The organism is Arthrobacter sp. AFG7.2 (assembly GCF_002892835.1).
Classification (GTDB): Bacteria; Actinomycetota; Actinomycetes; order Actinomycetales; family Micrococcaceae; genus Arthrobacter.
Window position 1 is genome coordinate 97,096 of sequence record NZ_PJMB01000001.1, and the last position, 26,166, is coordinate 123,261.

Here is a 26,166-nt window from a genome sequence, read left to right on the forward strand (position 1 = left end):
TCAGTCAAGGACAAGGCTCGCTTTCGGACGCAATTCAAAGGTCTCTTCGGGTTCGTCGCTTCGGTAGTGGGCGCCCAAGGATTCCGGGCGGCCGAGCGCTGCCGCCACCAGCAGGCGGGCCGCCAACAGGAGGTTCCGGTCCTCGTGCACGGCAGGATCAGCAGAGGAGGCTCCGGCATCAGGAGGGACGACGGCGGCCCAGCGGCCAAGAGTCTCCCCAGCCTCCCGGAGCGAAGCACCTTTCCGGAGCACCCCGGCCTGAGCAGTCATCAACCGCCGCAGCGCATCACGTGAGAACGGAGTTTCAACCGGCTTGGGTTGTTCTGAACACCCGGCCCCGCCCGCTTGTTGTGTTTCCACGGCGGCACCCAACGCGTGGTGGCCGACGTCGGCCGAGGGTGTTCCGGAAGAGAGCGTCAAGGGGAGGCCGCCCGCGGCCGAGACAGCGAACGGAGGAACAGCGTCGGACGACGCCCCCCAGCCCGGGTCACCTGAGAGGAAGTCTTCAACGGCGCGGCGGCCGAACACGAGTCCTTCAAGGAGGGAATTGCTGGCCAGCCGGTTCGCACCGTGAACTCCCGTGCATGCCACCTCACCGGCAGCGTAAAGGCCGGGAACACAGGTGCGGCCGTGCAGGTCTGTGCGCACCCCGCCCATCCAGTAGTGCGCTGCCGGGGCCACGGGGACCAGTTCCCGGGTCCAGTCGATTCCAGCGTCCAGTGTCCGTTTCGTCAGCGTGGGGAAGCGGGCCGCCAGGAAGCCCGGTCCCCGAACCTGCTCGATGACACGGGCGTCAAGGTACACGTGGCCGTTGGGGTCGCCGAGCTTGGCCAGGTGCAAGGCGATACTGCGGGAGACGACGTCGCGAGGAGCAAGCTCTGTGTCCTGGTGGTAGGCCGTCATGAAACGCTTTCCGTTGCCGTCCACCAGGATGGCCCCTTCCCCGCGGACGGCCTCAGAGATCAGCAGCGGCCCGCCGGCAGTGTTTCCAGCCGTGGGACGGCTCGTCTGAACAAGGCAGGTGGGGTGGAACTGGAAGAACTCCAGGTCGGCTGCCTGGGCTCCCGCGCGGACCGCGAGCGCCAGGCCGTCGGCGGTGGCGACGGCGGGATTGGTGGTCTGGGCAAACAGCTGGCCTGCGCCTCCCGTGGCCAGAAGCACGGCGTCTCCATGCAAACGTGTCCTGTTCCCGTTGCGCAGGAACTCCACTCCAGTGACTGCGCCGTTGTCCTGCAGGAGGGCGGTGGCGTGCGCAGCGGTGATGACAGTGAGGGCACCGGCCGCCCGCCGGGACAACACCGACTGGATAAGTGCCCCGGCCACCTTCGCCCCGGTGGCGTCACCACCTGCGTGGAGGATCCTGGGCGCGGAATGGGCGGCTTCCAATCCCAGCGCCGGACCGCCGCCGCACTCAAGATCGAAGTGCACGCCAAAGCGCCGCAGTCCGGCAATGCCGCGCCCGGCCTCGGTGCACATCAGGCGGACTGCATCTGCGTTGCAGTGGCCGGCCCCTGCCTGAAGCGTGTCGGAGATATGAGCAGCTACGGTGTCGCCTGGGGCGGGCTCGTCCAGCACCGCTGAGATCCCGCCCTGGGCGAACCAGGTGTTGCTGTCCTCCAGCTCTCCCTTCGTCAGCAGCACCACGGAAGCCCCGGCATCCGCGGCCAGCAGCGCAGCATAAAGTCCCGCAATGCCGCTGCCTGCAACGATCAGACGGCGCCCGCCGGGCGCAATGGGGCCGGCAGACATTATGGCCTGGCGGCGAGCATGCGCTCGAGGGCGGTCCGGGCGTTGTCCTGCACGGACTCCGCAACGGTGATGCGGTTAACCACCCGGCCGGCCACCAGTTCCTCCAGCACCCAAGCCAGGTAACCCGGGTGGATGCGGTACATGGTGGAGCAGGGGCAGATCACCGGGTCCAGGCAGAAGATGGTGTGCTGCGGGTACTCCGCCGCCAGCCGGTTCACCATGTTGATTTCGGTGCCGATCGCGAACGTGGTGGGCTCCGTGGCCGCGGCGATCGCCTTCTTGATGAAGTCGGTGGAGCCGGCAGAGTCGGCGGCGTCCACGACGTCCATGGGGCACTCGGGGTGCACAATCACCTGGACGCCGGGGAAGTCGTTCCTGGCCTTCTCGATTTGTCCCACGTTGAAGCGCTTGTGGACCGAGCAGAAACCGTGCCAGAGGATGACCCTGGAATCGAGCAGCGCCTGTTCGTCGTTGCCGCCGAGGTCCTTGCGCGGATTCCACATGGGCATCTGCTCCAGCGGCACTCCCAGGGCTTTGGCGGTGTTGCGGCCCAGGTGCTGGTCGGGGAAGAACAGCACCCGCTGCGCCCGCTGGAACGCCCACTCAAGGACGGTTTTGGCGTTGGAGGAGGTGCACACAATCCCGCCGTGCTCGCCGCAGAATGCCTTCAGTGCTGCCGAGGAGTTCATGTAGGTGACGGGAAGGACCGGAACGCGGCCCTCGGCGTCGGGCTCGGTCCCGAAAATTTCCTCGAGCTGCTCCCAGCACTCGGCGACTGAGTCTTCGTCCGCCATATCCGCCATGGAGCAGCCTGCCGCCAGGTTGGGCAAAATGACAGCCTGGTCAGGCGCGGAAAGGATGTCAGCCGTTTCAGCCATAAAGTGGACGCCGCAGAACACGATCGCTTCTGCATCCGGCCTGGTGAGTGCTGCGTTCGCCAGCTGGAAGGAATCGCCCACAAAATCGGCGTACTGGATGACTTCATCCCGCTGGTAAAAGTGCCCCAGGATGACGGCCCGCTCACCGAGGGCAGCCTTCGCAGCCAGGATCCGCTCCCCCAGTTCGGCATCGCCGGCGAGCTTGTACTCCTCGGGCAGCTGGCCCTGCCGCGGGGTCGCAGCGGGCGCCACGTCTGCGCTGGAGGCACCGGGGCCGTACGCGGGAACGCCGGCCAACGCCTCGGCCAGGTCGTAGTCCCACGGGCCCTTCGCCAGGGCAGGGCTGCACGTGCTGCCCGCCGCCGTCGCGCCTTTTTCTGCCTGCTCGCGCGTGATCAGCTGGATTGCTGTGTTGACGCTGCTCATACTGTGCTCCTGTTGTCTGGGTCAAGGCCGGGCCGGCCGGTGAAGCGGTAAAGGCGCGGGGGGCGGTGTTTGCCGCCTTGGAGAAACTCGCCGGTTTCCTCTATTTCGGGGGTGGACTTGAGCTGCCTGCGGAAGTTCGCCGGGTCCAGCTCACGGTCCAGCACTGCCTCGTAGACTTCGCGGACCTGGGCAAGCGTGAAGTACTCCCCCAGCAGGTGGTAGGCCACCGAACCGTAGGCCAGCTTGTTGCGAAGGCGCCAGAGGGCGTAGTCAACAATTGCGTTGTGGTCGAATGCGAGCTCCCCCAAGCGGTCCGCCCGGAACCAGCGGACGTTTTCGGACTCATCAGCGAGCGCGGCTTCGGTCGGCTGGACCAGTGCCCAGTAGACGATCGACACCACCCGCTGGGTGGGCGAGCGGTGCAGGCCACCAAAGGCATACAGCTGCTCCAAATAGCTGGGGGCAAGTCCGGTGGTCTCGCGCAGGTTGCGGGACGCGGCGTCCTGGAGCGACTCCGCATGGCTGAGCGGCCCGCCGGGCAGTGCCCACAACCCCTTGAAAGGCTCCCGGATCCTGCGGACCAGAGGCAGCCAGAGCGTGGGACGGCCGGAACTCTCGCTGGGGCGGAGGGCGAAGATGACGGTGGAGATGGCCAGGGACGGGGGTGCCGCCTGCCGCTCGGAGACGTTGGCCGAGCTGGAGTACATGTTCCACCGCCTTCACTGGTGCAGGCTTTGTCCGGCATTGCGCCGGGTCAGTTATGGTCACTTTGACCAAAACTAATTCTACGGCCCTGCACCCCGTAATTGCCAAATGTTTCCGTACCCCTGCCCGGGACTGCCCGCTCCGGTCCCCGCACCGAATACCAACTGCCGGGCGGAGACGGTAAATTCAAGTGGTCGCACAAGGAGCCACCATCAAAACCCCAAGAAGGTCCACGGCATGACGATGAAGTCCACCACAACCCGCACCAAAGGGCACCGTCTGCACCCTGTCCACAGCATGAAGCCCCGCCAGCTGACCATGATGGGGCTCGGGAGCGCCATTGGAGCCGGGCTCTTCCTGGGCTCAGGCGCGGGCGTGCAGGCGGCCGGTCCTGCCGTCCTCATCTCCTACCTCGTCGCCGGAACCCTCATCATCCTGGTCATGTGGGCACTGGGCGAAATGGCCGCTGCCAACCCGAACAGCGGCGCCTTCTCCGTCTACGCTGAGCGCGCCCTGGGACGAACGGCAGGGGCCACCATCGGCTGGCTGTGGTGGCTCCAGCTGGTGGTGGTGATTGCGGCCGAAGCGCTCGGGGCTGCAGCCCTTTTGTTCTCCGTCTGGCCGGTGATTCCGGTGTGGGCGCTGGCGCTGGTGTTCATGGTGGTCTTCACCGCCATCAACCTGGCGGGGGTGCGGAACTTTGGCGAATTCGAGTTCTGGTTTGCCATTCTCAAGGTCGCTGCCATCGTGCTGTTCCTGGCAGTGGGCGCCGCCCTGCTCCTGGGCCTCCTGCCGCGGGTCGCCTCGCCCGGTCTGTCCAATCTGACCGCTGACTTCGCGCCCAACGGCCTGGGCGGCATTGCCTCCGCCCTCTTCGTGGTCATCTTCGCGTTCGGGGGAACGGAAATCGTGTCCGTGGCGGCAGCGGAAACGGAAAACCCGGAACGCAGCGTCGGCAAGGCCATCCGCACTGTTGTCTGGCGCATCCTGGTGTTCTACATCGGTTCCGTTTTTGTCATCGCCGCTGTCCTTCCGGCAACCTCGGAGAGCCTGGCCTCACCCTTCGCCGGCGTTCTGGACGCGGCGCGGATCCCCGGCGCCGGCACCGCCATCACCCTGGTAGCCGTCGTCGCCCTCCTTTCGGCACTGAACGCGAACCTTTACGGGGCGTCCCGCATGGCCTACTCCCTCGCGCAGCGCTCCGCCGCCCCGCGCTTCCTCTCCCGGCTGGGCGGCGCGAACGTGCCCATGCTGGCTGTCGGCGTGTCAGTAGCCTTTGGGTTCATCGCCACAGTCCTGGAACTCCTCTTCCCCGAACGGATCCTGCCGGCCCTGTTCCAGCTCGTGGGATCCACGTGCCTGGTGGTATGGGGCAGCGCCCTTGTTTCGCAGCTGATCCTGAGGCGTCGCGCAGACCGGGCAGGCACGGCCCTGCCCCTGCGGATGAAGGGATTTCCCGGCCTGACCATCCTGGGCCTTGTCCTGCTGGCCCTGATTTTCGCCGTGGGCTTCAGTGCGGAAGGCAGCCGGATCCAGCTCTTCAGCACATTTGCCCTCGTCGCCGGGATCGCACTGGCCTCTGCTGTGGGTGCCCGGTTCACGCAAAGGACCGGCCAGCCCCGGCAGCGTGCCCGCAGGTAGAGTATTTCAAAGCAAGAGGCACCGAAGCGCCGGGTCCGTCCGGCGCCGTACCTGATGAGGACTGACACCATGAGCGGCAGGCACACCGGCCAACAGCAGACGCACACCGTGGAGGGCACGGACCCGCAACTCTATGTGGCAGTACATGAACCAGGTGCGGACGCGGGGCTGCGCCCAGTCCTTCTGGTTCACGGCTTTTCCTCCTCCAGCAAGCTCAACTGGGAGGACACCGGCTGGGTGGCGGCACTCCTGGCCGCCGGCCGCCGCGTCATCACCGTGGACCTGCCCGGCCACGGCCGCAGCGGAGCCCCTGAAGACCGCGACTCCTACTCCCCCAGCAGGATCCGGGCAGACCTGCTGCAGACCGCATTCGACGCCGGCGTGCGGCCTTTGGAGGAGGGCGAGCCTTCCAGCGGGCTTGACATGGTTGGCTACTCGCTGGGCTCCCGGCTCGCGTGGGAGTTCGGCGCCACCCAACCGGAGATTACCCACCGCCTCGTCCTGGGAGGTCCCAACGTCTCTGATCCGTTGGCCGAGTTCGACCTTCGTGCTGCACAGGACTACCTGGCGGACGGCACGCCCATCGCGGATGAGTCCACCGCCCAGCTGCTCAAAATGGCCCTGCTGCTTCCGAACAACAACATCTTTGCGCTGCTTTCCCTGGTGGAAGCCATCAAAGCCGAGCCCTACGACCCCTCGGAGGCTGTCCCCCGCGTCCCGATGCTCCTGGTGTCCGGGGACAAGGATGAGCGGCTCAGCAGCCTGCCGCAGCTGGCCGAGCTGGCCAGGAATGCAGGCTCCATGGCCGAGCAGCTGATCCTGCCGGGCCGGAACCACACAAACGCCGTCACCAGCAGGGCTTTCAAGCAGGCGGCTGTCTCGTTCCTGGGGACCTAGGAGCAGGGCTGGCGGGCGTGCCCTCCTGGCGGCCGGCTCGCCGTAGGCAGACGCCTGATCCGGCAGCATTTGATGGCGCCGGCTGCATCCACAAACGGTAGGCTGACTTTCAGGCCGGAGAAGCCTGGAGGGATTGATGGGCACCTTTTACGAAGACCGCACGGACGCCGGCGAACGCCTCGCTGCCATCCTGACGCAGTTCCGGGAGCGGCCGGACACGGTCGTCCTGGGGTTGGCGAGGGGCGGCATTCCGGTTGCGGCCGCCGTCGCCAAAGCCCTCTACCTTCCTTTGGGGACAGTCCTTGTCCGGAAGCTCGGCATACCCGGCCATGAAGAAACTGCTTTCGGGGCACTGGCCTGGGTCCGCGGCCGTACGGTCAGGTTGATTAACAAGCCCCTGCTGGACCGCGTCCTCGAACACGGCGTCCGCCAGGAGTGGCTGGATGAGGTGGAGCAGCGTGAACGGACGGAACTGCTCCGCCGCGTAGAGGTCTACCCGCGAGTGGATCTGGACGTGGCAGGAAAAACCGTCCTGCTGGTTGACGACGGACTGGCCACCGGGGCCACCATGAGGGCGGCAGTCGAAGCTGTGCGCGAGGGCGGCGCGGCGACCGTGGTAGCCGCTGCCCCGGTTGGCTCCATTGACGCAGAGGCCTCCGTGGAACGGGCATGCGATGCCGTGCTGTGCCTGCACCTGCCGGGCAAGTTCCGGGCGGTTGGCAGCTTCTACCGGCATTTTGAGCAATTGTCCGACGACGATGCCATCAGCTTCCTGAGGCAGTAACAGCACCGGAGACGGGGCACCCCGAACGCGATGAAGGCGGGCCCGGACTGCAAGGTCCGGACCCGCCCTCATTACGGGTGGGGCCCACTCCGTCAGGGTTCCCTGACCGAAGCGAAGCGAGGCCAGGGGGACGGTGGGGATTAGTGGTGGCTGACTCCCAGCGGGCGGCCCTTGGTCTCCTTTGCCAGGACGACCCCGACAGCGGAGATCACGCAAAGGATCATGATGTAGATGCCTATGGAGCCTGTCCATTTGGTGGCCTGCAGCAGGGTTTCAGCGATGGTCGCCGCAAAAGCGCCGCCCAGGATAGCGCCGAAGGCGTAACCAATGGAGATCCCCGAGTAACGCACATTGGCGGGGAACATCTCGGCGTACATGGCGGACATGGGGCCGTAGGACAACCCGAGGCCAATGGTGAGGACGAACAGCGCCAGGCCGTACAGCCAGATGTTCTTGGTGTCGATGAGGGCAAACATGGGAATCATCCACACAAAGATGATGGCGTAGCCGGTAAGGAATGTCTTGACCCGGCCAATGCGGTCCGAGAGCCAGCCGCCGGCCAGGGTGAAGATGAGCCAGCCGAAGGATGCCAGGGTGGTGGCCAGGAGAACCTGCGGTGTGGGCATCTGCAGTGTTCGGGTGGCGTAGGCGATGAAGAACGCGATCAGCAGGTATCCCGCAGCGTTGTTGCCGATGAAGATCATGGTGGAGTACAGAACCGGCTTCTTGTGGCTCCGGACCAGTTCTCCCAGCGGCGCCTTGCTTTCCTGCTTCCGGGCGGCCATTTCCTGGAACACGGGGCTTTCGGCCACGGCACGCCGGATCAGGTATCCCACCACAATGAGGACGATGGAGAGCAGGAACGGCACCCGCCAGCCCCAGGCAGCGAAGTCCTCCTTGGACATGTTGCTGTTCAGGAAGAACAGGAGGCCGGTGGCCAGGATCATGCCGATGGGCACGCCGATCTGCGGGTAGGCACCAAACAGGCCGCGTTTGTTCAGCGGCGCGTGTTCAACGGCCATGAGTGCGGCTCCACCCCACTCGCCACCGGCCGAGAAGCCCTGGATGATGCGGAGCAGGATCAGGAGGATCGGGGCCCAGGCACCGATCTGTGCGTAGGTGGGCAGCATACCGATCAGGGCGGTGGCGGCACCCATCATCACCAGCGTGAAGACGAGCATTGCCTTGCGGCCGAGGCGGTCGCCAAGGTGCCCGGCCACAACGGCGCCAAGCGGCCGGAAGAGGAAGCTGATGCCGATGAGGGCGAAGGACAGGATCTGCGCCAGCCCCGGGTTGGACTGGTTCAACGGCGCGAGGAACAGCGGCGACAGCAGCGTTGCGGTCAGCTGCGCAAAGATGAAGAAGTCGTACCACTCAATGGTGGTACCGACGAGGGTGCCGGCGAGGACCTTGCGTTCCTCCCGCCGGGAACTGGGACCGGCGAGTGTGTCCACCTTGGAAGGTGTGGTCATTGAAACTCCATTGTTCAAGGCAGCAGCGCTGCCGGGACGCCTTCAGGATTACCGACAGAACGGTCAGTTAGTTAGTAGGGTACTACGAAAATGTGAGACGGGACACGCTCCGGTGAAAATTATTCTGGGTGGCGGCGGTAATAGACCAGCATCTGGTTCCAGTTCTATATTTGGACTGCCGTTTCATATTCAGGACGCCGGCACCGGGCCGGCACATCGGAAGAGCAGCCAAGGCCGGCAGCTGCCACCGACGCCCGCCACCTAGGATGGACATCATGAATCCCACCGCTTCAGCCCCGGCCGGAGCAGCGCCGGCGCAGGCTTCCCCCTCCCAGACCCTGTCCCGGGGGATCCGCGCCCTGGAGATCCTGGCGGCGGCCGCCGGGCCGCTGACCATCGCGGAACTGGCAGACGCCATGGGCGTCCACCGGTCGGTGGCCTACCGGATCCTCCGCACGCTGGAGGATCACTCGCTCCTCGTGCGCGATGACGCCGGGCGGGTCCAGCCAGGTCCGGGGCTTGCCGTTCTGGCTCGCGGCGTGTCCCGCAACCTGCAGGCTGCCGCCCTCCCGGAACTGACGCAACTGGCGAACACCTTGGACATGACTGCGTTCGTGGCTGTCTGGGACCACCACGACTGCATCACCCTGCTCACCGTGGAACCCCGGCACTCCGGCGCCACGGTGGCCCAGCATCCCGGCACCCGCCACCCCATCAACGCCGGCGCCCCGGGCATCGCCATCCAGTCTGCGCTTACTGAAGCTGAATGGGACCGGCTGGCAACGGGCGTCCCCTACCGGCCAGAGGCTGCCGAAGCGCGGCACACCGGCTACTCGGCCAGCCACGACGAAGTCATTGCCGGGGTTTCCTCCCTGGCGGCGCCCGTCCGGGTTCCCGGCGGCCGCCCCGCCGCACTGGCCGTCGTCTACATCCGCTCAAACCATGACCCCGCCACGGTAGGCGCTGCCCTGGCGGACAGCGCCGCAAGGATTGAGCGGCAGTTGGCCTAAGCTTTCTTGCGAAGAACGACGGCGGCTCCCGCACCCAGGAGCGCAAGCGCAGCCGCCGCGCAGACCGGGACAAGGAAGGCACCCGCGTAACCGTGGCTTTCGGCGAGCTGGCCGCCAATGGATGAGCCGAGCGCCGTGCCGGCCACAATGCCGCTGGCCAAGGCGGTCATCACCGTGCCAAGACGGCCGGCAGGAGCCACGAGACCGCCGACGGCGAAGACCGTGACCATGACCGGCCCCACCGGGAGGCCCAGGATCAGCAGCACTGCCACCATTGCGGGCATCGATGACGGCAGGAACAGCAGCAGGGACAGCGCGGCCATCAGCCCGGCGCACGATACCCACCGCCAGGAGAGCCTGAAGCCCTGCGGCCAATACGCAACGGACAGCGCCGTTGCGGCTGAGCTCAGGCCCATCACGGCGTACAACAGCCCGGCCGCTTCCGAGCCCGCAAAGCCAGCCGAGAAGGAGCTCAGGGCGGTTTGGGTGGAGCCGAAGAAGGTACCCATGCACACCATGGCCAGTACCGGGAGGGCAACTGCTGCCGGGAACGGCCGGCGAACGGTCTTTTCATGGGCGGGCGTGTAGTTCTCCGTCGCAGGGCGGCTTAGCGGAACCGCCCGGTGGGTGGGGTGGACGGCAAAGGCGGGAACAAGCGTGATGGTCAGGACCACCGCCAGGGCGAGGGGCAGCCAGGGCGCGACGAGGCTGGCCAGGAGCCCCACCAGCGCCGGGCCCAGGACAAAGGTCACTTCATCCGCGGTGCTCTCGTAGGAAAGTGCCGTGTCCAGGTTGCGTGCCTGGTCAGTGGCAGCGCCGCTGGAGGTGAGTGCCATCCACCGGACCCTGGCCAGCGGCCCCACCTGGGGGCAGCTGGCGCCGGAGAGGAAGGCGGCAGCCAGTACTGCGGCAGGCACACCAGGCGCCCCTCCGGTCGCCCAGACCACGAGGATCAGGGAGAACACGGCGATGCTGTTGAGGAGTGCGGCCAGCAAAAGGACGGGGCGTTGTCCCCGCCGGTCGGCGAGGGCTCCCAGCAGAGGAGCGCCCACAGCAGAACCAATGCCCACGGCCCCGGCGGCCATCCCGCCCAATGCGTAGGAACCGCTGGCTGACGTGACAAGTGTGAGTGTCCCCACCGTCAGCATCGCCAGCGGAAGACGGGCGAACAGGCCCAGGGGAATAAAGGCACGGCCCGCCAGAAGGGGCAATGTGGCGAACCTGCCGCGGGCGGCAGCGGGGATTTCCACTGGGGCCTGGGCTGCGGGAGCGGGAGCTCGTGAAGGCGCCGGGAGCGATGGCGGTTCTTCGACGGCGGAGCGGGAGACTTTGGTGTTGTCGGGTGAAAGTGGTGAGTTCAATTCCGGGCTCGTTCAGATCGTGCGCATCGTCCCTCCTCCCGATGCACGCAACCCGGTAACTGTCCCAGTATATCCGGCCGGAAGGCAGCCTTCCGGTCACATTGGAGCTTCCGCCCCGTCCGATATGCGGAGCGTGGAGCCGTTCCGTCCCTTCAGTACCTGGAGCTGGGCACCAATCCGCTGCTTCATCTCCGCGACGTGGCTGACCAGCCCCACCACGCGGCCGCCGTCCCGCAGCCCTTCCAGGGCGTCCATCACCTGTTCCAGGGACTGTTCATCCAGGCTTCCGAACCCCTCGTCCACGAACAGGGTCTCAATTTCCACTCCGCCGGTTTCCTGCTGGACGACGTCCGCCAGTCCAAGTGCCAGGGACAGGGAGGCCATGAAGGATTCTCCGCCGGACAGGGTGGAAGTGTCCCGCCGGAACCCGGTCCACTGGTCCACGACTTCCAGGCCAAGCCCGGACTTTGCGCCCCGTGCAGCCCTGGCGTCCGTGTGCTGGAGCAGGTAGCGGCCGTCACTCATGGCCACCAGGCGTTCGGAGGCCGCCAGCGCCACCTGTTCCAGGCGGGCAGCCAGGACGTAGCTGTTCAAACTCATCCTGTAGGTGTTCTCGCCTCGTCCAGCGGCGGCGTCGGCCAGTCCGGCAAGCATCTGTGCCCGCTCTGCAGGCTGCCGTGCCGCCCCTGCCAGCTCGTTGTATTCGGCCCGGATGCTGCGCACCGAGGCCAGGCACCGGGCGGCCAACCCGGCAGCGAGGTCCGCATCCCGGGCGTCCTGGAGGGCACGGGCTGCGGCCTCACGGAGGGCACCAAGCCGCTCCACGTCCACCTGGTAGCCCGCGGACTTCTCCTCCAGTGCCAGCAGGACGTCCTCGGAAACAAACAGTTCCGCCACCCGGGCTTCCTCATCCTGGGCTGCCCGCACCTGCATCTGGAGTGCTGCTGCCTCAGCATCGTCGAGCAACTGCTCCCGGGCCTCCTCAGCCGACGCGAAACCGGCTGCGGGCAGCGCCAGGTTCAGCTGTTCCAGAGCCTCGGCAGCCTGTGCCTCCGTCCGCTCGAGCTGCGCTTGTGCCTCAACGGCCTTGGCGAGCACCGCTGCCGCGTCCTCCAGCGCCCGCAATCGCAGGGACAGGCTGCGATGGCTTCCCCTCAGTCCGGCCAGCGCCTGGTCAAGGGCTGCGGTCTGTTCGGCGGCGTCGGCCAGCGATGCCTTGGTGCGGGCAAGCTCGCCTTCAGTGCCGGTGCGGGCCTCCAGAGCTGCCGCACTGTCCGCGTCAAGCTTTTCGAGCCGCAACCGTACGGCTTTGAGTTCCTTTACCGCTTCGCCGGCATCGGCGGCTGCCCTCCGCGCATTCCCGGCTCCGCTGAGGGCCTCGTCCGCTTCCGTGTCCCCGCCCTGCCCGGCGAGGACGGCCACCAGTTGGCTGGCGTCCCCGAGTTGGCCGGCCAGCACGGCATGTGCAGCCTCTGCTGCTTCATACACCAGCCGCGCATCTTCCTCCTGCTGCGCGAGCGCCGGACCTCCGGAGCCGCCGGTGGCCGGGACAGGGTGGTCTTCGCTGCCGCAGACGGGACACTGGTCCCCCGGCACCAGTTTGGCTGCCAGCTCAGCAGCGGCATTGGCAAGCCGTTGCTCCCTCAGATCCAGCCAGAGGCGTTTTGCGTCCAGTTGCCGTTCACGGGATTCCTCGTAGCGGACCTTTACCTGGTCGCGGGCAGCAACAGCGGAACCGTAGCGCCTGACGACGTCCAGCAGTTCCTCCGCGGCGGCGGCTTCCTTGAGGCGCAGGGCCGCGGCCCCTGCGCGCTCCTCCAGGTCCTGAAGTCCGTCAGTGAGGCGGTCCCGCTCGTCCTGCAGTTCCTGGCTGTGCCTGCCCGCTGCGGCGAGCGCGGTGACCAGCTCCTGCTGTTTTTTGACGAGCCCACTGTGCCGCTTCCGAAGGGCCTGCAGGCGGTCCTCGTCAGGAAGCCGCGCTTCAACCACGGCGAGGAGGGAGCGCAGGCGTCCCAGCTCCGCGGCAGCACCGGCAACAGGGCCCGGCTGGCCGGCGGCGGCATCTGCCCCAAGCTGAAGTTCCAGTTCGGCCAGTTCGGGGTCCTCCCCCGAGGCCAGGCTGAGCAGGGTGAAGGCGGATTCCACGGCGGTGGCTGCGCTCCGGGCCTTGGCGGCGCTGGCATCCACGGTGCCCAGCTGCCCCGCCAGGACCTCCGCCTTCCGGTGCCGGGACAGCCTGAGGAGCTGGTTCTGGAGCAGGTGCGCCCCCTGCTCCACCGCCGCCTTCCGGGCTGATGCGGAATCAAGTTTCCGTCGCCGGTCCCCGCGTGCCGCTTCGAGTTCCACGGCCTTCCTGCACTCGCTGCTGGCCGTTTCTGCCCGTTCTGCCAGCCCTGCCAGGTCCTGAAGCCGTCCAGACACTGCTTCCTCGAGCCAGCCGAGGCGTGCAGGGGTGTTGTCGGGCGAAGGCGCGTCGTCGCCGTCGCCGTCCAGGGCGAGGCGGGCGGTCTCGGCTTCTGCCCGTGCAGCCAGGAGTTCGAGCTGGCCAACGAGGACGGCGACGTCCTCCTTGGCTTCCTGCGCCTGGCGCGAGAGTTCCTGTTCCACTGATTCGAACCGCTCGGTGCCGAACAGCTTCTGCAGAAGGTCCAGGCGGTCGCTGGCCTTGGACCGAAGGAATGCAGCAAAGTCGCCCTGCGGCAGCATCACAACGCGGGTGAACTGCTCCCGGTCCATACCCAGCAGGGCGAGGATTTCAACGCCGGCCTCATCGTTGCGGGCGGACTTGTCCGTCCATGTTCCGGATACGCGTTCGCGCAGCAACGTCCTGGCCTGCTGGGTGGTGAAGCCGTTCTTCCCCCGGGTGCTCGGCTTGTCCCAGGCCGGGGACCGTGTCACTTCAAAGCGGCGGCCCTGGGCGGAAAACTCGCAGGTCACGGCAGGTTCCTGCGCCGGTTCCGCATGGTCGCTGCGGAGCCGCTTGCCGTCCTGGCGGGCTCCCGGCACGGAGCCGTAAAGGGCAAAGCAGATGGCATCGAGGACGCTGGTCTTTCCGGCACCGGTGGGCCCGTTGAGCAGGAAGAGTCCGTGGGCACTGAGCCTGTCGAAATCGATCTCCTCAGTGCCGGCAAAAGGGCCGAAACCGGAAATCAGCAAGCGGTGGATCCTCATCGTGAAGCCTCCATGGCGCGCACATTTTCCAGCGCGGCTGCAAGCGCGGCTTTTTCGGTTTGATCAGGAACGCGGCCGCGCACATGTTCCAGAAAGCCGCAGCATACAGAGAGATCGTCCGGTGCCTCAGCGAGCCTGCTGCTGTAACTGGAGGTGCCGGCGGCCGTTCCCCCTTCCGGATCGAAACCGAGGACAAGGGTGTCCGGGAACCGGGTTCGCAGCTGCTCCATGGCCCGGGCGGGGCGTTGGGAATCCGTGAGGGTGACCTGGCAATAGGCTGTTTCCGCCCACTGGTGATCCGGTGATTCCAGAAGCTCTGCGAGCGGGCCACGCAGCACGGCCAGTGTGCGGGGCCCTTCCCACAGGACTTCCTGGACAGAACGGACGCCCTCGGCTCCAACATCCACGAGCCAGCCGCCCTTCTGGTGGCTGGCCTCGGAAAAGGAGTACGCCAGCGGCGAGCCCGAGTACCTCACCTGTGGTGAAAGGGTCTGCCGTCCGTGCAGGTGCCCCAGCGCGGTATAGCTGAAGCCGTCGAAGAGGTCCAGCGGGACCGCTCCGACGCCACCGATGCTGAGGTCGCGTTCGCTGTCCGAGCTGATCCCGCCGCTGGCAAAGGTGTGCGCCAGTACCACCGAATGGACGGTGGCCGAGGCTGACCGCCGTTCGATGTCCTCGCGGATCATGCCTGTTGCGGCCCGGGTGACCTCAAAGTGGCTGGCGGTGTCCACCCCGAGCTGTTCAGCGACAAGGCGGGGCTCGAGCCACGGTATGCCGTAGATGGCCAGGACAGCCTCAGCACCGGTGGCAGGCGCACCCTCAAGAGGAAGCAGCAGGGGCGTGTCCAGGCTCTCGATCCTGGTCCGGAGATGGACTCCTCCGCGTTCCAGGAGGCTGGATGCGAAACCCAGGCGGATGGCGGAGTCATGGTTGCCGCTGGTCAGCACCACTTGTGCGCCCGCGGAGGTCAGGCGCACCAGGGTTTCATCCAGCAGGCGGACCACGTCAACGCCTGGCAGGGCGCGGTCGTAGACGTCCCCGGCCACCATGACAACGTCCACGCCGTGTTCAGTGACGGTGCCGACCAACTGGTCGACAAAGGTGCGCTGGGCAGCCAGCATGCCAACGCCGTGGAAGGACCGCCCCAGATGCCAGTCCGATGTATGGAGTAACCGCATGTTCTTAAGCTATCGGCAGGCACTGACAGCACGGGCAACCGCCACAGTCACCGCGTATCAGCCCCGCTTGCCATCAAAGAACTCCTGGGCTTCGCTGGCCCGCGGCCGAGGTGCGTCCGTGCCGCCGCCGGTGCCTTCGTCCGCGGTGACTGCCTGCGCTTCCGGGGCGGGCTCCCCCGCCTCGCCGGCTGCTCCGGACTCCGCCGGAAGTGCAGGCCCCGCATCGGCAGCAGCATCGGCATCAGCAGCGGCGCCGAAGCTCCGGAAAACCAGCCCGGCGATGGCAGCACCCACCAGCGGGGCGGCAAGGAAGACCCAGAGCTGGCCCACTGCCCAGCCGGAGCTGAACAGCGCGGAGGAGACCGCACGGGCTGGATTGAACGGCAGGTTCCCAACCGACTGGCCCAGCTGCAGGAGCACCGCAAAGGACAGGCCGACGGCGACGGCAGCCCGTCCGCCGTTGTCCCCGGCATTCAGCCGGCCGTTCTCCCTGCCAAAGGTAATGTCCCTGCCGGCTGTACCCAAAAAGACCGCAACGATGATGGCGGCGCCAAGCATTTCCAGGAGCAGCACCGCAGCCAGCGGCGCCTGGATGATGGAGTGCTCGCCGAAACCGGCAGTGACAGTATCAAAGGCAGTACGGCTGTCGGTGATGCCGGGCAGGGTGCGGAGGATTCCGTAAAGCGCGAGGGCTCCCGCCAGGCCCCCGGCCAGCTGTGCGCCCACGTAGGCGGCAGCAGCTCCGGCCCGGATCCTGCCGGCCAGGAGATGGCCCACCGTGATCGCCGGGTTGAAATGGCCGCCGGAGACGCGTGCGAACGCGAGCATGGCTGCGGTAACGGCGAGGCCGGCGGCCAGTGCCGCAGGGAGAGGGCTGGAGTCGGGGATGGTGAACAGCGGCACCCCGAGTCCGGCCACCACAATGAACAAGGTTCCGAACGCCTCGGCCCCCAGCCTCGGCAGGAGCCCGGGACGGGGAGCCGCCGTACCGCGGGGCAGCACAGCGTCGTGACGGTCAGGGGCGGACATGCTCATGGTGGGACCTTTTGGTAGGCAGAAGATGGTGGTGCTGCCGCCGGGCAACCCCTCCATTATTCCAGCCCGCGCTGGACGTTTGCTGGGCCTGCACAATTCCCGGGCTGGATGCGGCGGCACCGGTCCGGCCGGACGTGCCTGCCGCGGTAAATTTACAGCATGAGCATCGAACCCGGCGCGCCCGCGTCCCTGACGTCCCGTATCCATGGCTGCCTGCTGGGGGGCGCTGTGGGTGATTCGCTGGGCTACGCCGTCGGCACCGATTCGATGGCGGAAATACGGCGCCGTTTTGGTGCGGGTGGCATCGCCGGTTTCGATGCCTTGCCCGCAGGAAGATTCTCCGACGAGACCGAGCTGACCCTGTACACCGTGGACGGGCTGGTTGAGGCGCCGGAGTGGGCCAATTCAGGCGTGGGAGCGGATGTGAACGCCTGCCTGTGGCTCGCGTACCTCCGCTGGCTTGCCACCCAGGGGGAGGACGCCCCGTCATCCGCCCCGGTGCCCCAGCCCCGCTGGATCGACCGGCAGGTTGTGCTTCACCAGCGCCGCGAGCCCTGCGAAACATGTATCTCGGGGCTGGCGACGGGCGAGATGGGGACGTCCGTCCGCCCGGTGAACGCCGGGTCGAAGGGCCCCGGCACGGTGGTACGTTCCGCACCGTTCGGACTGATCCCGCACATCACACCCGAGGCCGTCTACAAATTGAGTGCCGATGCCGCCTCCCTGACGCACGGCCACCCGGCGGCGCGGCAAACGGCCGGGATCTTCAGCCTGCTGATTCACCGGCTGGTGTCTGGCGAAGGACTCCTGGAAGCGGCGTCCGCAGTATCCGCGCATTCCCATGCCCTCAATGAGGTGGCGCCGGAACTTCCGGAGCGCCTCGACGCCGCGCTGCAGCTTGCCGCCAAGGGCGTAGTTGCGCCGGAAGAACTGACCGAAATGCTCGGAGAAGGCAGGACGGCAGAAGAAGCCCTCGCCGTCGCGCTGTACGCGGTGCTCGCCACCCTCCCCCGGGCCGGCAACGCTACGGCCCCCGCCGGCAAGGGCGGCAAGGGGGCGGACGACGGCGGCGCGGACACGCTCCCTGTCCGGCACTTCCGGGAGGCGGTTGCCCTCGCGGTAAACCACGGCGGGAACAGCGATGCCACCGGTTCACTGGCGGGAAACATCCTGGGCGCCTTCTACGGGGAGGAGTGCCTGCCCGCCGACTGGCTGGGAGCGCTGGAGGCGCCGGAAGCCATCCGCGGCATGGCCGGTTTGCTGGTGGGAGTCACGACCGGCGAAGGCTGAGGGGGTACGCCTCGCGGACGTCCTCCGGACCAGTCCAGGGCACTGGGGGAACCCGCACTTCAGGCTGGGGCTGCCACCGCAAAATCGCCCACCATCTGAAGGAACTCACCTTCGGAGAGCACCTCAATCGCCTGCCCCCGCCCGTGGAGTTCCAGCACCCTCCGAGCCTTGCCGGTCAGCCTGCCCGAGCGGAGATCTGAGGCAACAAAACCGTCCCCCACCACCAGGACGGTGGTTCGTCCGGTTACCCTGCTTTCCGGCCGCGCACCGACGTCCGCAGAGCGCTTCTTTGCCTCGGGCCGCCCCATGGCCAGGTCTCCGGTGAAGACCACCGTCTGCCCGTACAGCGGATGGCCCGGCTCGGCGTCGGGGTTCGGGAGCGGGTTGGGCCCCTCCTCCGGCCAGCCAGCCAGGAAGGGCCTGAGCGGAGCGGCCGTGCTGCCGGCGGCGGCAAGTGCTGCAAGGCTGGCCTTGGACAACACATCCGTCGCCGGATTAAAAGCCGGCTGGCGCGGCATGACCAGCCCCAGGGAGAGGTAAAGTTCGGCGATGCTGTTGGCCTGGTTGCGCCCGGCAATATCAATCAGGATTCCAGCACACGCCCGGGCGTCCTCAGCGGCGTCGTGATGGTTCACCAGCGGCACGCCGGCTTCCTCCGCGGCAAAAGGAAGCGAATTGGACACCAGCGAATAGCACCGCCGGGAGAGCATCACGGTACAGACGTAGTCATACGCGGGCCCCGGCAGTCCCGAGACTTCAAGCCCGGAGCGGATCACCCCGAGGTCGAAGGCGGCATTGTGCGCCGCGAGGATGTCGTCGCCAATAAAGGCGCCGATTTCAGGGAAGAGGTCACCGAAGCGGGGCTGCCCGGCCACGTCGTCAGCCCGGATGCCATGGATCCGGACGTTGTGGTAATCGAAGTGGTCGTGGTTCTGCGGCGGCCGCATCAGCCACGAGGCCTCCTCCACAATCCGCCCGCCCCTGACCTTGGTCAGGCCAACCGCACAGGGCGAGCCCCGGAAGCCGTTCGCAGTTTCGAAGTCGATCGCCGTAAAGTCCAAACCCACGGGCCAACCTTACCGCCGGAGACGCTCCAAACCTGTCAAGTACCCTTGAGGAGTGAACTTTCCTGTGATGAATGACCTCGCTGTGTCCATGCTGGGCGGGGCCGGACCGGTCCAGCCGCAGCTGGCTTCCTTCCTGCCCGACTGGCTGAACCCCCAGATCTTCCTGGCCGATCCTGCCCTGGCACCCTGGGTTGTCCTGCTGGTGTGCGGCATCGTCTTCGCGGAGACCGGCCTGCTGGTGGGCTTTTTCCTGCCCGGCGACTCCATGCTCTTCACCGCAGGCCTTCTGGTGGCCACGGATACCATCAAGTTCAACGTGTGGCTCTTTGCACTGCTAATCATCATCTCGGCCATCGTGGGCAACCAGACCGGCTACCTCATCGGGTCAAAAGCCGGCCCCGCGATCTTCAACAAGCCCAACTCCCGCCTCTTTAAGCGGGAGAACGTTGAAAATGCGCACGCGTTCTTCGAAAAGCACGGCGGCAAGGCCCTGATCCTGGCCCGTTTCGTCCCCATCATCAGGACTTTTGTTCCGGTCATCGTTGGCGTTGCCCAGATGAGCAAAAAGAAGTTCTTCCTTTTCAACGTCATCGGCGCGGTGCTGTGGGGCGGCGGCGTGACCCTTTTGGGGTACCTGCTCGGCGACCGCATCCCCTGGGTCCGCGACAACCTGGACATCATCTTCATCGCAATCGTCCTGGTTTCCGTCCTCCCCATCGGCGTGGAGGTCCTCCGCGGCCTCTCCGCGAGGCGGCAGGCCAAGGCCTACGGAACCGATCCCGTGGATGAGTTCATCGAAGAGCATGCCCCCGAAGTTGAGCACAAGACTCCGCGCGATATCCAGAGCACCCGCCCGGTGGAGTAGCGCCCCTCATAATCGATCCTTAAATACCTGTGCTCCCCGTCCAGGCGGGGAGCACAGGTATTTAAGGATGGCGCCGAGGCACATGGCCGGCAGGAACCTAGCCGGCCTGCAGGGCCTCGACAATGGCCGGCAGCAACGCGCGGAAGGCCTTGCCGCGGTGGCTGATGGCATTCTTTTCCTCGGCCGACAGCTCCGCGCAGCTGCGGTCCTCCCCAGCGGGCTGCAACACGGGATCGTAACCGAAACCGCCACCTCCCCGCGGCTCGCGCAGCAGCATGCCTTCCAGCTGCCCGTATTCCACCACTTCACGGCCGGGCCTGCCGTCCCGGTCAGGTACCGCGAGGGCTGCGGCGCAAACGAACGCCGCGCCGCGGTGGAGGTCCGGCACATCGGTGAGCTGGCTGAGCAGCAGGCGCAGGTTGGCAGCGTCATCGCCGTGGCTTCCGGCCCAGCGGGCCGAAAAGATCCCGGGCGCTCCGCCCATGACGTCCACGGCGAGGCCGGAGTCGTCGGCGATGGCGACCAGGCCGGTGGCCTCGGCAACAGCGCGCGCCTTCAGCAGCGAATTTTCAGCAAAAGTAACGCCGGTTTCGACGACGTCCGGCGCACCCGCCGCCGCCGCGTCCACCACCTGGGTATCGACGTCGAGCCCCGGAACCTGCCCCCGCAGCAGCTCACGCAGCTCCCTGAGCTTGCCCTTGTTGTGCGTGGCCAGGACCAGGCGGGGAACAATGCCGCCGGCTGTGCTCACAGAGTGTCCGCCAGGGTTTCGCGCTGGATCGCTGCGAGCTGCGTGGTGCCCAGCAGGGCAAGGTCCAGGAGCTGGTCCAGTTCGGCACGGTCAAAGGGGGCGCCCTCCGCCGTCCCCTGCACCTCCACGAACTTCCCGGAACCGGTGACCACCACGTTCATGTCAGTTTCCGCCCGGACGTCCTCAACGTACGGCAGGTCCAGCATGGGAACGCCGTCGATGATGCCCACGGACACGGCGGCAATGGTGTCAATGAGGGGCTGGGCGTTCTTCCCGATCAGTTTGTTGTCACGGGCGAAGCGGATGGCATCCGCGAGCGCAACGTAGGCCCCGGTGATGGCTGCCGTGCGCGTACCGCCGTCGGCCTGGAGGACGTCGCAGTCCAGCACGATGGTGTTCTCTCCCAGGGCCTTGGTGTCGATGATCGAGCGCAGCGAGCGCCCGATGAGCCGGGAGATTTCGTGGGTGCGGCCGCCGATTTTGCCCTTGACCGATTCGCGGTCGGAGCGGGTGTTGGTGGCACGCGGCAGCATGGCGTACTCCGCCGTCACCCAGCCGCGGCCTTCACCCTTGAGCCACCGCGGGACCCCCGCGGTGAGGGATGCGGTGCACAGGACCCGGGTGTTGCCGAACTCGATCAGGGCCGATCCCTCGGCCTGGTTCGACCATCCGCGGGTGATGCTGATGGGCCGGAGCTGGTCGGGGGCGCGGCCATCGGCACGCACAATGGGCACTGCAGTTGCTTCAGAAGTCATGCCTTTAGCTTATCCACTGCGCGTGCGGCCAGTGCCGGGCCTGATTCTTGGGAGCCTAGATGGTGTAGTGGACCCCGGCCACTGCCACGGCGACATCGCCGCCGAACACCGGCCGGGCCTCGGCCATCACCGTGGTCTGTGATGTCCACACCGGAATATGCGTCAGCAGGAGCCTGCGTGCCCCCGCCGCCGCCGCGGCCTCCCCTGCACGCTTGCCGGTCAGATGGACGTCCTTGACGCCGTCGTCCCGGCCTTCCTCAAAGGCAGCTTCACACAGGAACAGGTCAGCGTCCTTGGCGGCCTCCTCCAGGCTTGCGCAGGAGTCTGTGTCACCGGAATAGGTCAGGGTCCGGGACACCGTGGTGCCGTCCTTGGCGGGCTCCACCACCTCCACCCGCAGGGCGTAGGACTCCTCGATGGGATGGTTGACGGCGAAGGGCGTGACGGTGAACGGCCCAACGGTGACGGCCTCGCGTTCCGTCCAGTTCGTGAAGTCGAATTCCTCATGCATCCCGGGGTCCAGGTCCAGGCCGTATGCGGTGGCCATCCGGTCCGCCGTGGCGGCCGGTCCCCATACCGGGATCCGCCCGCGGCCCCATCCGCCGGGCTTCCAGCGGATGGCTACGTGGAGGCCGCAGAGGTCCATGCAGTGGTCCGGGTGCAGGTGGGTGAGGAAAATCGCGTCGATGTCCTCCAGGTCGGTGTACCGCTGGATGGCGCCCAGTGCTCCGCTGCCCAGGTCCATGACCACTTTCCAGGTCCGCTCGCCGTCGTGCGCGGTCAGCAGGTAGCACGACGCCGGTGATCCGGGGCCTGGAAAGGAGCCGGTACATCCTACGATGGTGAGCTTCACAGGCCGGTGCCTCCGGTCACTGAGCTGCCCACGAAATTGGAAATCCTTGGGCGTGCCGCAGCAGTCTGGGCGGCGGCGATCATCTCGGGCGTGATCCGGGCCAGGCTTCCGGTGGGATATTGCGCGGACACGTGGTCCACGTGCCGGACGGAGAGGACTTCGGGACCCAGGAACCGCCGTGCCAGGGCCTCGAACTGCCCGGCGTCCCCGGTGGCGACGAAGTGGTGTTCCGGCGGCGCATCATCCATGCGCTGCAGGTTATGGGTGGCCAGGGCGCGGTAGACGTCCTTTGCTGTTTCCTCCGCGCTGGACACCAGTGTCACGTCCGCCCCCATGACGTAGGAGATGACGCCGGTGAGCAGCGGGTAGTGCGTGCAGCCCAGCACCACGGTGTCCACTCCGGCGGCTTTGAGCGGCGCCAGGTACTCCTCAGCCACGGCCAGCAGGGCCGGTCCGGTGGTGATGCCGGCTTCCACGTAGCTGACGAACTCCGGGCACGCCACCGAGGTGATCGCCAGGTCCGGCGCCGCGGCGAACGTGTCCTCGTAGGCCCGCGAGCCGATCGTGGCGGACGTGCCAATGACCCCCACCCGTCCGCTGCGCGTTGCGGCAACGGCGCGCCGCACCGCAGGCTGGATGACCTCGATGACCGGAATGCCGTACCGGGCCGTGTAACGTTCCCGGGCGTCGCGCAGGACGGCGGCCGACGCCGAGTTGCAGGCAATGGTGAGCAGCTTGACTCCGGAGTCCACGAGTTCGTCCATCACACCCAGGGCGTTGGCCCGCACCTCCGCGATGGGTAGCGGCCCGTAGGGCCCGTGCGCGGTGTCCCCCACATAAAGGATGGACTCGTTGGGCAGCTGGTCGATGATGGACCGTGCCACCGTCAGGCCGCCCACCCCGGAATCGAATACGCCAATGGGACGTGACTCCAGGGCGGCGGCAGGGAAGTCGCTGGCTTGGGACCCGGCTGCAGCTCCGGCTGTGGGGTCCATGCTCGAGGCTCTACTCATGATTATTCGAGGATAGGTCTTCGCTGCAGCTCCAGCCATGGCCTTGTGGCGAGCAGCTCATGTCTGTTGGGTCACAACCCAAGGACGGGAAACGGCCGCCGCCGCTCATCGGCGCGTATCCAGGGACTGCAGCATGGCCTGGACCAGTGACTCCTGGAGCCAGGTGGCGAAGTTGTAGACCAGGGCCAGGTAGCTCTCCACATCCTCGGCCTGGGACCAGTCCTGCATCAGGTGGACGTGTTCCGCGTCCTCCTCGTCCTGGATGTCCAGCCGCTCGGCCAGCACCAGCCGGACGTCGTTCAGGGCCATTGACCAGTGCCGCGCGCCGTCAGGGCTGAGCACGATCTCGTCCTTGTCCAGGTCAAGCGCTGCCGCGCGAAGGGCGCCGATCTTCGTTTCCCGCAACGAACGCTCGGTGAGCTGGCGGAACTCAAGGGAGGCGGCGCCGTCGTCCTTCATCACGTTCGGAAGCAACCGCTTGACGGCCCGGTCCGAGGGCTCGGCGACGTCCATGTCCAGGCCGATCAGTGCGGCCAGGGGATCCTGGCCGGCCCGTTCCTCGGGCTGCAGCATGGAAATGACGTCGTTGATGAGGCTGCGCAGCAGGTCCCGCTCCGCCGGTTCCAGATAGCCGGTGATGCCCTTAAGTCCGTACTTGAATGCCTTAGCCACGTTTCCCCCTGCCCTGGCCCGGGCCCCCGGACTTGCCTGAGTTGCCGCCTGGCCCGCCGCTCGCCTTCTCCACCGTGGCCCACAGCCCAAAACCGTGCATGGCCACCGCGTGGCGCTCCACCTGCTCCTTGCTGCCGGAGGAAACGATCGAGCGGCCCTTCTTGTGGACCTCCATCATGAGCTTGTTGGCTTTGCTCTCGGAGTAGCCGAAGTAGCTTTGGAAAACATAGCTCACGTAGCTCATGAGGTTGACGGGATCGTTCCAGATCACCAGGTTCCAGGGGATGTCCGGTGCGGTCAGCGAATCGGTGGATTCGGCTGTTCCGGTCCGGGTGCCCTCCTGAGTATCAGGGCCGGGCGCAACGCTAATGGTCATCTGTCCATTCTATGGGGATGGTGGGCCCACGCCGGCGAGGGCCCCGCGGCGAAGCGAAGCGAGACGTGGGAGCCGGTGGGTGGGCCCACTCCGGCGAGGGCCCCGCGGCGAAGCGAAGCGAGACGTGGGAGCCGGTGGGTGGGCCCACTCCGGCGAGGGCCCCGCGGCGAAGCGAAGCGAGACGTGGGAGCCGGTGGGGACTAGAGTGATTTTCGTGAGTACCTCAGCCGGCTGGGACCATCCCCGCACGTCCTTTTACACTGACCATTACGAGCTGACCATGCTGCAGGCGTCGCTCCATTCCGGAGCCGCTCACCGCAAGTCGGTGTTCGAGGCATTTGCCCGCCGGCTGCCGGATGGCCGGCGCTACGGCATTGTGGCAGGCACCGGACGGCTGCTCGAGGGGATCGCGAACTTCCGCTTCGGGGAAGCCGAGCTGGAGTTCCTCGAGCGCACCAACGTGGTGAACGCGCAAACCCTCGAGTACCTCGCGTCCTACCGGTTTTCCGGTGACATCTGGGGCTACCCCGAGGGCGAGGCGTACTTCCCGAACTCCCCCATCCTGATCGTCGAGGCCACCTTCGCCGAGGCGTGCATGCTGGAGACCTACCTGTTGTCCGTGCTGAACCACGACAGCGCCATCGCCTCCGCGGCTTCCCGGATGGTGAGTGCCGCCGGGGGCCGGCCCTGCATCGAGATGGGTTCCAGGCGCACGCATGAGGAGGCAGCCACCGCCTCCGCCAGGGCAGCGATCATCGCCGGCTTCGACAGCACGTCCAACCTGGAAGCCGGCATCCGCTACGGCATCAAGACCGTAGGAACGGCCGCCCACTCCTTCACGCTGCTGCACGATACGGAGCGGGACGCCTTTGAGGCACAGATTGCCTCCCTCGGGGACCACACGTCCCTGCTGGTGGATACGTACGACGTCGAAACGGCGGTCCGTACGGCCGTGGACCTTGCGGGTCCGCGCCTGGGAGCGGTCCGGCTGGATTCCGGTGACCTGGTGGCGCAGGCTCAGTGGGTGCGCACGCTCCTTGACGACCTTGGCAACGAAAACACCAAGATCGTGGTCACCTCTGACCTTGACGAATTCGCAATCGCCGCCCTTCAGTCGGCGCCGGTGGACTCCTACGGCGTAGGCACCTCGCTGGTGACCGGTTCGGGAGCACCCACGGCCAGCATGGTCTACAAACTGGTCAGCCGGACGGACGACGACGGCAGTTTTGTCTCGGTGGCCAAGGCCGCCAAGAACAAGGCAAGCGTAGGCGGACGGAAGTATGCACTGCGCAAACTGAACGAGCGGGGCATCGCCACGGCGGAAGTGGTGGGCGTTGGCCACCGGCCGGAGGATGACGGAAATGACCGCCCCCTGCTGCAGCAGTTCATGAAGAACGGGGAGCTGCTGCCGGGCTGGACCGGCCACGAAGGAGTGCTTCGCGCCCGCCAGCGCCACGCGGACTCCATGGCAGAGCTGCCCTCTGTGGTGAACCGCCTGCAGCGCGGGGAAGCAGCCATCCCCACCATCTATGAGGAGAACTGATGTCCCGGGCACTGATCATCGTCGACGTCCAGAACGATTTTTGCGAGGGCGGTTCGCTTGCCGTATCAGGCGGCGCCGACGTCGCCGGCGCCATCAGCGAATATGTTGATGCCCATCAAGGCGAGTTCGACCACATTGTTGCCACCCAGGACTGGCATATCAATCCGGGAGACCACTTCTCCGAAACTCCTGACTTTAAGGACAGCTGGCCCCCGCACTGCGTAGCGGGAACTCCGGGCGCCGAGCTGCATCCGGACCTGGACACCGAATACATCCAGGCCTACTTCCAAAAAGGCCAGTTTGCCGCTGCCTACTCCGGCTTTGAAGGCCTGCTGGCGCCGGAGGACGCTGTGCCCACCGGAGAACGCCAGCCCGGAGCCCTGCCCGGCCCTGCGGACACCAAAAGCCTTGTTCCGGACGAGGACGCGATCGGCCTGGACGACTGGCTGCAGAGCCACGACGTCGAGGACGTCGTCGTGGTGGGGATCGCCACCGATTACTGCGTCATGGCCACGGCACTGGACGCTGTCCAGGCAGGCTACTCCGTCTCCGTCCTCCGCTCCCTGACCGCGGGAATCGCGGAGGACCTCGAGGATGCGGTTGCCGAAATGGAACTCGGCGGCGTGGACGTTTCCTGAGCCAGGACAACTACCCGGGCCGCTCTCAGGGCGGGC

The 26,166-nt window shown here is 66.7% G+C and carries 23 protein-coding genes; 8 read left to right on the plus strand and 15 right to left on the minus strand.

The features are described from left to right. The 3 genes from nadB to CXX84_RS00475 are packed head-to-tail and all read right to left on the minus strand — an operon-like array spanning position 1 to position 3,760. Positions 1 to 1,749, minus strand: a complete 1,749-nt coding sequence (gene nadB / locus CXX84_RS00465) for an L-aspartate oxidase (RefSeq protein ID WP_102974781.1) — start codon at positions 1,747 to 1,749, stop codon at positions 1 to 3. Next, positions 1,749 to 3,053 carry a quinolinate synthase NadA gene (nadA, locus tag CXX84_RS00470; RefSeq protein ID WP_102974782.1) on the minus strand — a complete coding sequence of 435 codons (1,305 nt, stop codon included), beginning with the start codon at positions 3,051 to 3,053 and terminating at the stop codon, positions 1,749 to 1,751. Before nadA ends, nadB begins: the two co-directional genes overlap by 1 nt. Then, positions 3,050 to 3,760 (minus strand): NUDIX hydrolase, encoded by a 711-nt coding sequence (locus CXX84_RS00475; RefSeq protein ID WP_102974783.1) that lies wholly within the window; start codon positions 3,758 to 3,760, stop codon positions 3,050 to 3,052. The genes nadA and CXX84_RS00475 overlap by 4 nt, the downstream gene beginning before the upstream one ends. Before the next feature lie 235 nt (positions 3,761 to 3,995). Between CXX84_RS00475 and CXX84_RS00480 the strand changes: the two genes are divergently transcribed. The 3 genes from CXX84_RS00480 to CXX84_RS00490 all read left to right on the plus strand — a co-directional run bounded on the left by CXX84_RS00480 (position 3,996) and on the right by CXX84_RS00490 (position 7,080). Further along, entirely contained in the window at positions 3,996 to 5,399 is a 1,404-nt protein-coding gene (locus CXX84_RS00480; RefSeq protein ID WP_102974784.1) for an amino acid permease, read from the plus strand. A gap of 69 nt (positions 5,400 to 5,468) precedes the next feature. Continuing rightward, the gene (locus tag CXX84_RS00485; RefSeq protein WP_102974785.1) at positions 5,469 to 6,296 is read left to right on the plus strand and encodes an alpha/beta fold hydrolase; all 828 of its coding nucleotides are present in this window, start codon (positions 5,469 to 5,471) and stop codon (positions 6,294 to 6,296) included. 136 nt (positions 6,297 to 6,432) lie between these two features. Further along, positions 6,433 to 7,080: a phosphoribosyltransferase gene (locus tag CXX84_RS00490; RefSeq protein WP_102974786.1), complete on the plus strand. Its 648-nt coding sequence runs from the start codon at positions 6,433 to 6,435 to the stop codon at positions 7,078 to 7,080. Between the two features lie 140 nt (positions 7,081 to 7,220). Here the strand turns inward: CXX84_RS00490 and CXX84_RS00495 are convergent, their stop codons facing one another. Beyond that, entirely contained in the window at positions 7,221 to 8,552 is a 1,332-nt protein-coding gene (locus tag CXX84_RS00495) for an MFS transporter (RefSeq protein ID WP_102974787.1), read from the minus strand. Between the two features lie 275 nt (positions 8,553 to 8,827). On the opposite strand from CXX84_RS00495, the gene CXX84_RS00500 reads away from it, so the two are divergent. Further along, the gene (locus CXX84_RS00500; protein WP_102974788.1) at positions 8,828 to 9,562 is read left to right on the plus strand and encodes an IclR family transcriptional regulator; all 735 of its coding nucleotides are present in this window, start codon (positions 8,828 to 8,830) and stop codon (positions 9,560 to 9,562) included. On the opposite strand, the gene CXX84_RS00505 is transcribed toward CXX84_RS00500, so the two are convergent. The 4 genes from CXX84_RS00505 to CXX84_RS00520 all read right to left on the minus strand — a co-directional run bounded on the left by CXX84_RS00505 (position 9,559) and on the right by CXX84_RS00520 (position 16,307). Continuing rightward, a complete protein-coding gene (locus CXX84_RS00505) occupies positions 9,559 to 10,923 on the minus strand; it encodes an MFS transporter (protein ID WP_223252910.1) in 1,365 nt (454 codons plus the stop codon). The genes CXX84_RS00500 and CXX84_RS00505 overlap by 4 nt on opposite strands. 96 nt (positions 10,924 to 11,019) lie before the next feature. Next, entirely contained in the window at positions 11,020 to 14,094 is a 3,075-nt protein-coding gene (locus CXX84_RS00510; RefSeq protein WP_102974789.1) for an AAA family ATPase, read from the minus strand. Further along, positions 14,091 to 15,272: an exonuclease SbcCD subunit D gene (locus CXX84_RS00515; protein ID WP_102974790.1), complete on the minus strand. Its 1,182-nt coding sequence runs from the start codon at positions 15,270 to 15,272 to the stop codon at positions 14,091 to 14,093. The genes CXX84_RS00510 and CXX84_RS00515 overlap by 4 nt, the downstream gene beginning before the upstream one ends. 57 nt (positions 15,273 to 15,329) lie before the next feature. Then, positions 15,330 to 16,307 (minus strand): aquaporin, encoded by a 978-nt coding sequence (locus CXX84_RS00520; RefSeq protein ID WP_102975319.1) that lies wholly within the window; start codon positions 16,305 to 16,307, stop codon positions 15,330 to 15,332. A gap of 159 nt (positions 16,308 to 16,466) precedes the next feature. Here CXX84_RS00520 and CXX84_RS00525 point away from each other — a divergent pair, with 159 nt between their 5' ends. Next, positions 16,467 to 17,597 carry an ADP-ribosylglycohydrolase family protein gene (locus CXX84_RS00525; protein ID WP_102974791.1) on the plus strand — a complete coding sequence of 377 codons (1,131 nt, stop codon included), beginning with the start codon at positions 16,467 to 16,469 and terminating at the stop codon, positions 17,595 to 17,597. 59 nt (positions 17,598 to 17,656) lie between these two features. On the opposite strand, the gene CXX84_RS00530 is transcribed toward CXX84_RS00525, so the two are convergent. Further along, positions 17,657 to 18,664 (minus strand): exonuclease domain-containing protein, encoded by a 1,008-nt coding sequence (locus CXX84_RS00530; protein ID WP_102974792.1) that lies wholly within the window; start codon positions 18,662 to 18,664, stop codon positions 17,657 to 17,659. A gap of 67 nt (positions 18,665 to 18,731) precedes the next feature. Here CXX84_RS00530 and CXX84_RS00535 point away from each other — a divergent pair, with 67 nt between their 5' ends. Next, the gene (locus CXX84_RS00535; RefSeq protein ID WP_102974793.1) at positions 18,732 to 19,529 is read left to right on the plus strand and encodes a VTT domain-containing protein; all 798 of its coding nucleotides are present in this window, start codon (positions 18,732 to 18,734) and stop codon (positions 19,527 to 19,529) included. A gap of 97 nt (positions 19,530 to 19,626) precedes the next feature. On the opposite strand, the gene rdgB is transcribed toward CXX84_RS00535, so the two are convergent. From rdgB to clpS, 6 genes are all read right to left on the minus strand, one after another. Next, the gene (gene rdgB / locus CXX84_RS00540; RefSeq protein ID WP_102974794.1) at positions 19,627 to 20,280 is read right to left on the minus strand and encodes an RdgB/HAM1 family non-canonical purine NTP pyrophosphatase; all 654 of its coding nucleotides are present in this window, start codon (positions 20,278 to 20,280) and stop codon (positions 19,627 to 19,629) included. Next, positions 20,277 to 21,035: a ribonuclease PH gene (gene rph, locus CXX84_RS00545; RefSeq protein WP_102974795.1), complete on the minus strand. Its 759-nt coding sequence runs from the start codon at positions 21,033 to 21,035 to the stop codon at positions 20,277 to 20,279. The genes rdgB and rph overlap by 4 nt, the downstream gene beginning before the upstream one ends. Before the next feature lie 55 nt (positions 21,036 to 21,090). Beyond that, positions 21,091 to 21,888: an MBL fold metallo-hydrolase gene (locus CXX84_RS00550; protein ID WP_102974796.1), complete on the minus strand. Its 798-nt coding sequence runs from the start codon at positions 21,886 to 21,888 to the stop codon at positions 21,091 to 21,093. Further along, complete coding sequence (gene murI / locus CXX84_RS00555) at positions 21,885 to 22,883, minus strand: glutamate racemase (protein WP_102974797.1); 999 nt, start codon at positions 22,881 to 22,883, stop codon at positions 21,885 to 21,887. Before murI ends, CXX84_RS00550 begins: the two co-directional genes overlap by 4 nt. A gap of 123 nt (positions 22,884 to 23,006) precedes the next feature. After that, positions 23,007 to 23,573 (minus strand): DUF2017 domain-containing protein, encoded by a 567-nt coding sequence (locus CXX84_RS00560; protein WP_102974798.1) that lies wholly within the window; start codon positions 23,571 to 23,573, stop codon positions 23,007 to 23,009. Then, positions 23,566 to 23,949 (minus strand): ATP-dependent Clp protease adapter ClpS, encoded by a 384-nt coding sequence (gene clpS / locus CXX84_RS00565; protein ID WP_102974799.1) that lies wholly within the window; start codon positions 23,947 to 23,949, stop codon positions 23,566 to 23,568. The genes CXX84_RS00560 and clpS overlap by 8 nt, the downstream gene beginning before the upstream one ends. A gap of 214 nt (positions 23,950 to 24,163) precedes the next feature. Between clpS and CXX84_RS00570 the strand changes: the two genes are divergently transcribed. Together CXX84_RS00570 and CXX84_RS00575 are read left to right on the plus strand one after the other, a co-directional pair. Continuing rightward, positions 24,164 to 25,492 carry a nicotinate phosphoribosyltransferase gene (locus tag CXX84_RS00570; protein WP_102975320.1) on the plus strand — a complete coding sequence of 443 codons (1,329 nt, stop codon included), beginning with the start codon at positions 24,164 to 24,166 and terminating at the stop codon, positions 25,490 to 25,492. Continuing rightward, on the plus strand, positions 25,492 to 26,130 hold the full coding sequence (locus tag CXX84_RS00575; RefSeq protein ID WP_102974800.1) for an isochorismatase family protein: 639 nt from the start codon (positions 25,492 to 25,494) through the stop codon (positions 26,128 to 26,130). Before CXX84_RS00570 ends, CXX84_RS00575 begins: the two co-directional genes overlap by 1 nt. The last annotated feature ends 36 nt before the right edge of the window (positions 26,131 to 26,166 follow it).

What these genes read in the sequence shown, in the direction of transcription:
- nadB (WP_102974781.1), bottom strand. Translation starts at nt 1,749, where the DNA reads ATGTCTGCCGGCCCCATTGCGCCCGGCGGGCGCCGTCTGATCGTTGCA.
- nadA (WP_102974782.1), bottom strand. Translation starts at nt 3,053, where the DNA reads ATGAGCAGCGTCAACACAGCAATCCAGCTGATCACGCGCGAGCAGGCA.
- CXX84_RS00475 (WP_102974783.1), bottom strand. Translation starts at nt 3,760, where the DNA reads ATGTACTCCAGCTCGGCCAACGTCTCCGAGCGGCAGGCGGCACCCCCG.
- CXX84_RS00480 (WP_102974784.1), top strand. Translation starts at nt 3,996, where the DNA reads ATGACGATGAAGTCCACCACAACCCGCACCAAAGGGCACCGTCTGCAC.
- CXX84_RS00485 (WP_102974785.1), top strand. Translation starts at nt 5,469, where the DNA reads ATGAGCGGCAGGCACACCGGCCAACAGCAGACGCACACCGTGGAGGGC.
- CXX84_RS00490 (WP_102974786.1), top strand. Translation starts at nt 6,433, where the DNA reads ATGGGCACCTTTTACGAAGACCGCACGGACGCCGGCGAACGCCTCGCT.
- CXX84_RS00495 (WP_102974787.1), bottom strand. Translation starts at nt 8,552, where the DNA reads ATGACCACACCTTCCAAGGTGGACACACTCGCCGGTCCCAGTTCCCGG.
- CXX84_RS00500 (WP_102974788.1), top strand. Translation starts at nt 8,828, where the DNA reads ATGAATCCCACCGCTTCAGCCCCGGCCGGAGCAGCGCCGGCGCAGGCT.
- CXX84_RS00510 (WP_102974789.1), bottom strand. Translation starts at nt 14,094, where the DNA reads ATGAGGATCCACCGCTTGCTGATTTCCGGTTTCGGCCCTTTTGCCGGC.
- CXX84_RS00515 (WP_102974790.1), bottom strand. Translation starts at nt 15,272, where the DNA reads ATGCGGTTACTCCATACATCGGACTGGCATCTGGGGCGGTCCTTCCAC.
- CXX84_RS00520 (WP_102975319.1), bottom strand. Translation starts at nt 16,307, where the DNA reads ATGAGCATGTCCGCCCCTGACCGTCACGACGCTGTGCTGCCCCGCGGT.
- CXX84_RS00525 (WP_102974791.1), top strand. Translation starts at nt 16,467, where the DNA reads ATGAGCATCGAACCCGGCGCGCCCGCGTCCCTGACGTCCCGTATCCAT.
- CXX84_RS00535 (WP_102974793.1), top strand. Translation starts at nt 18,732, where the DNA reads ATGAATGACCTCGCTGTGTCCATGCTGGGCGGGGCCGGACCGGTCCAG.
- rph (WP_102974795.1), bottom strand. Translation starts at nt 21,035, where the DNA reads ATGACTTCTGAAGCAACTGCAGTGCCCATTGTGCGTGCCGATGGCCGC.
- murI (WP_102974797.1), bottom strand. Translation starts at nt 22,883, where the DNA reads ATGGACCCCACAGCCGGAGCTGCAGCCGGGTCCCAAGCCAGCGACTTC.
- clpS (WP_102974799.1), bottom strand. Translation starts at nt 23,949, where the DNA reads ATGACCATTAGCGTTGCGCCCGGCCCTGATACTCAGGAGGGCACCCGG.
- CXX84_RS00575 (WP_102974800.1), top strand. Translation starts at nt 25,492, where the DNA reads ATGTCCCGGGCACTGATCATCGTCGACGTCCAGAACGATTTTTGCGAG.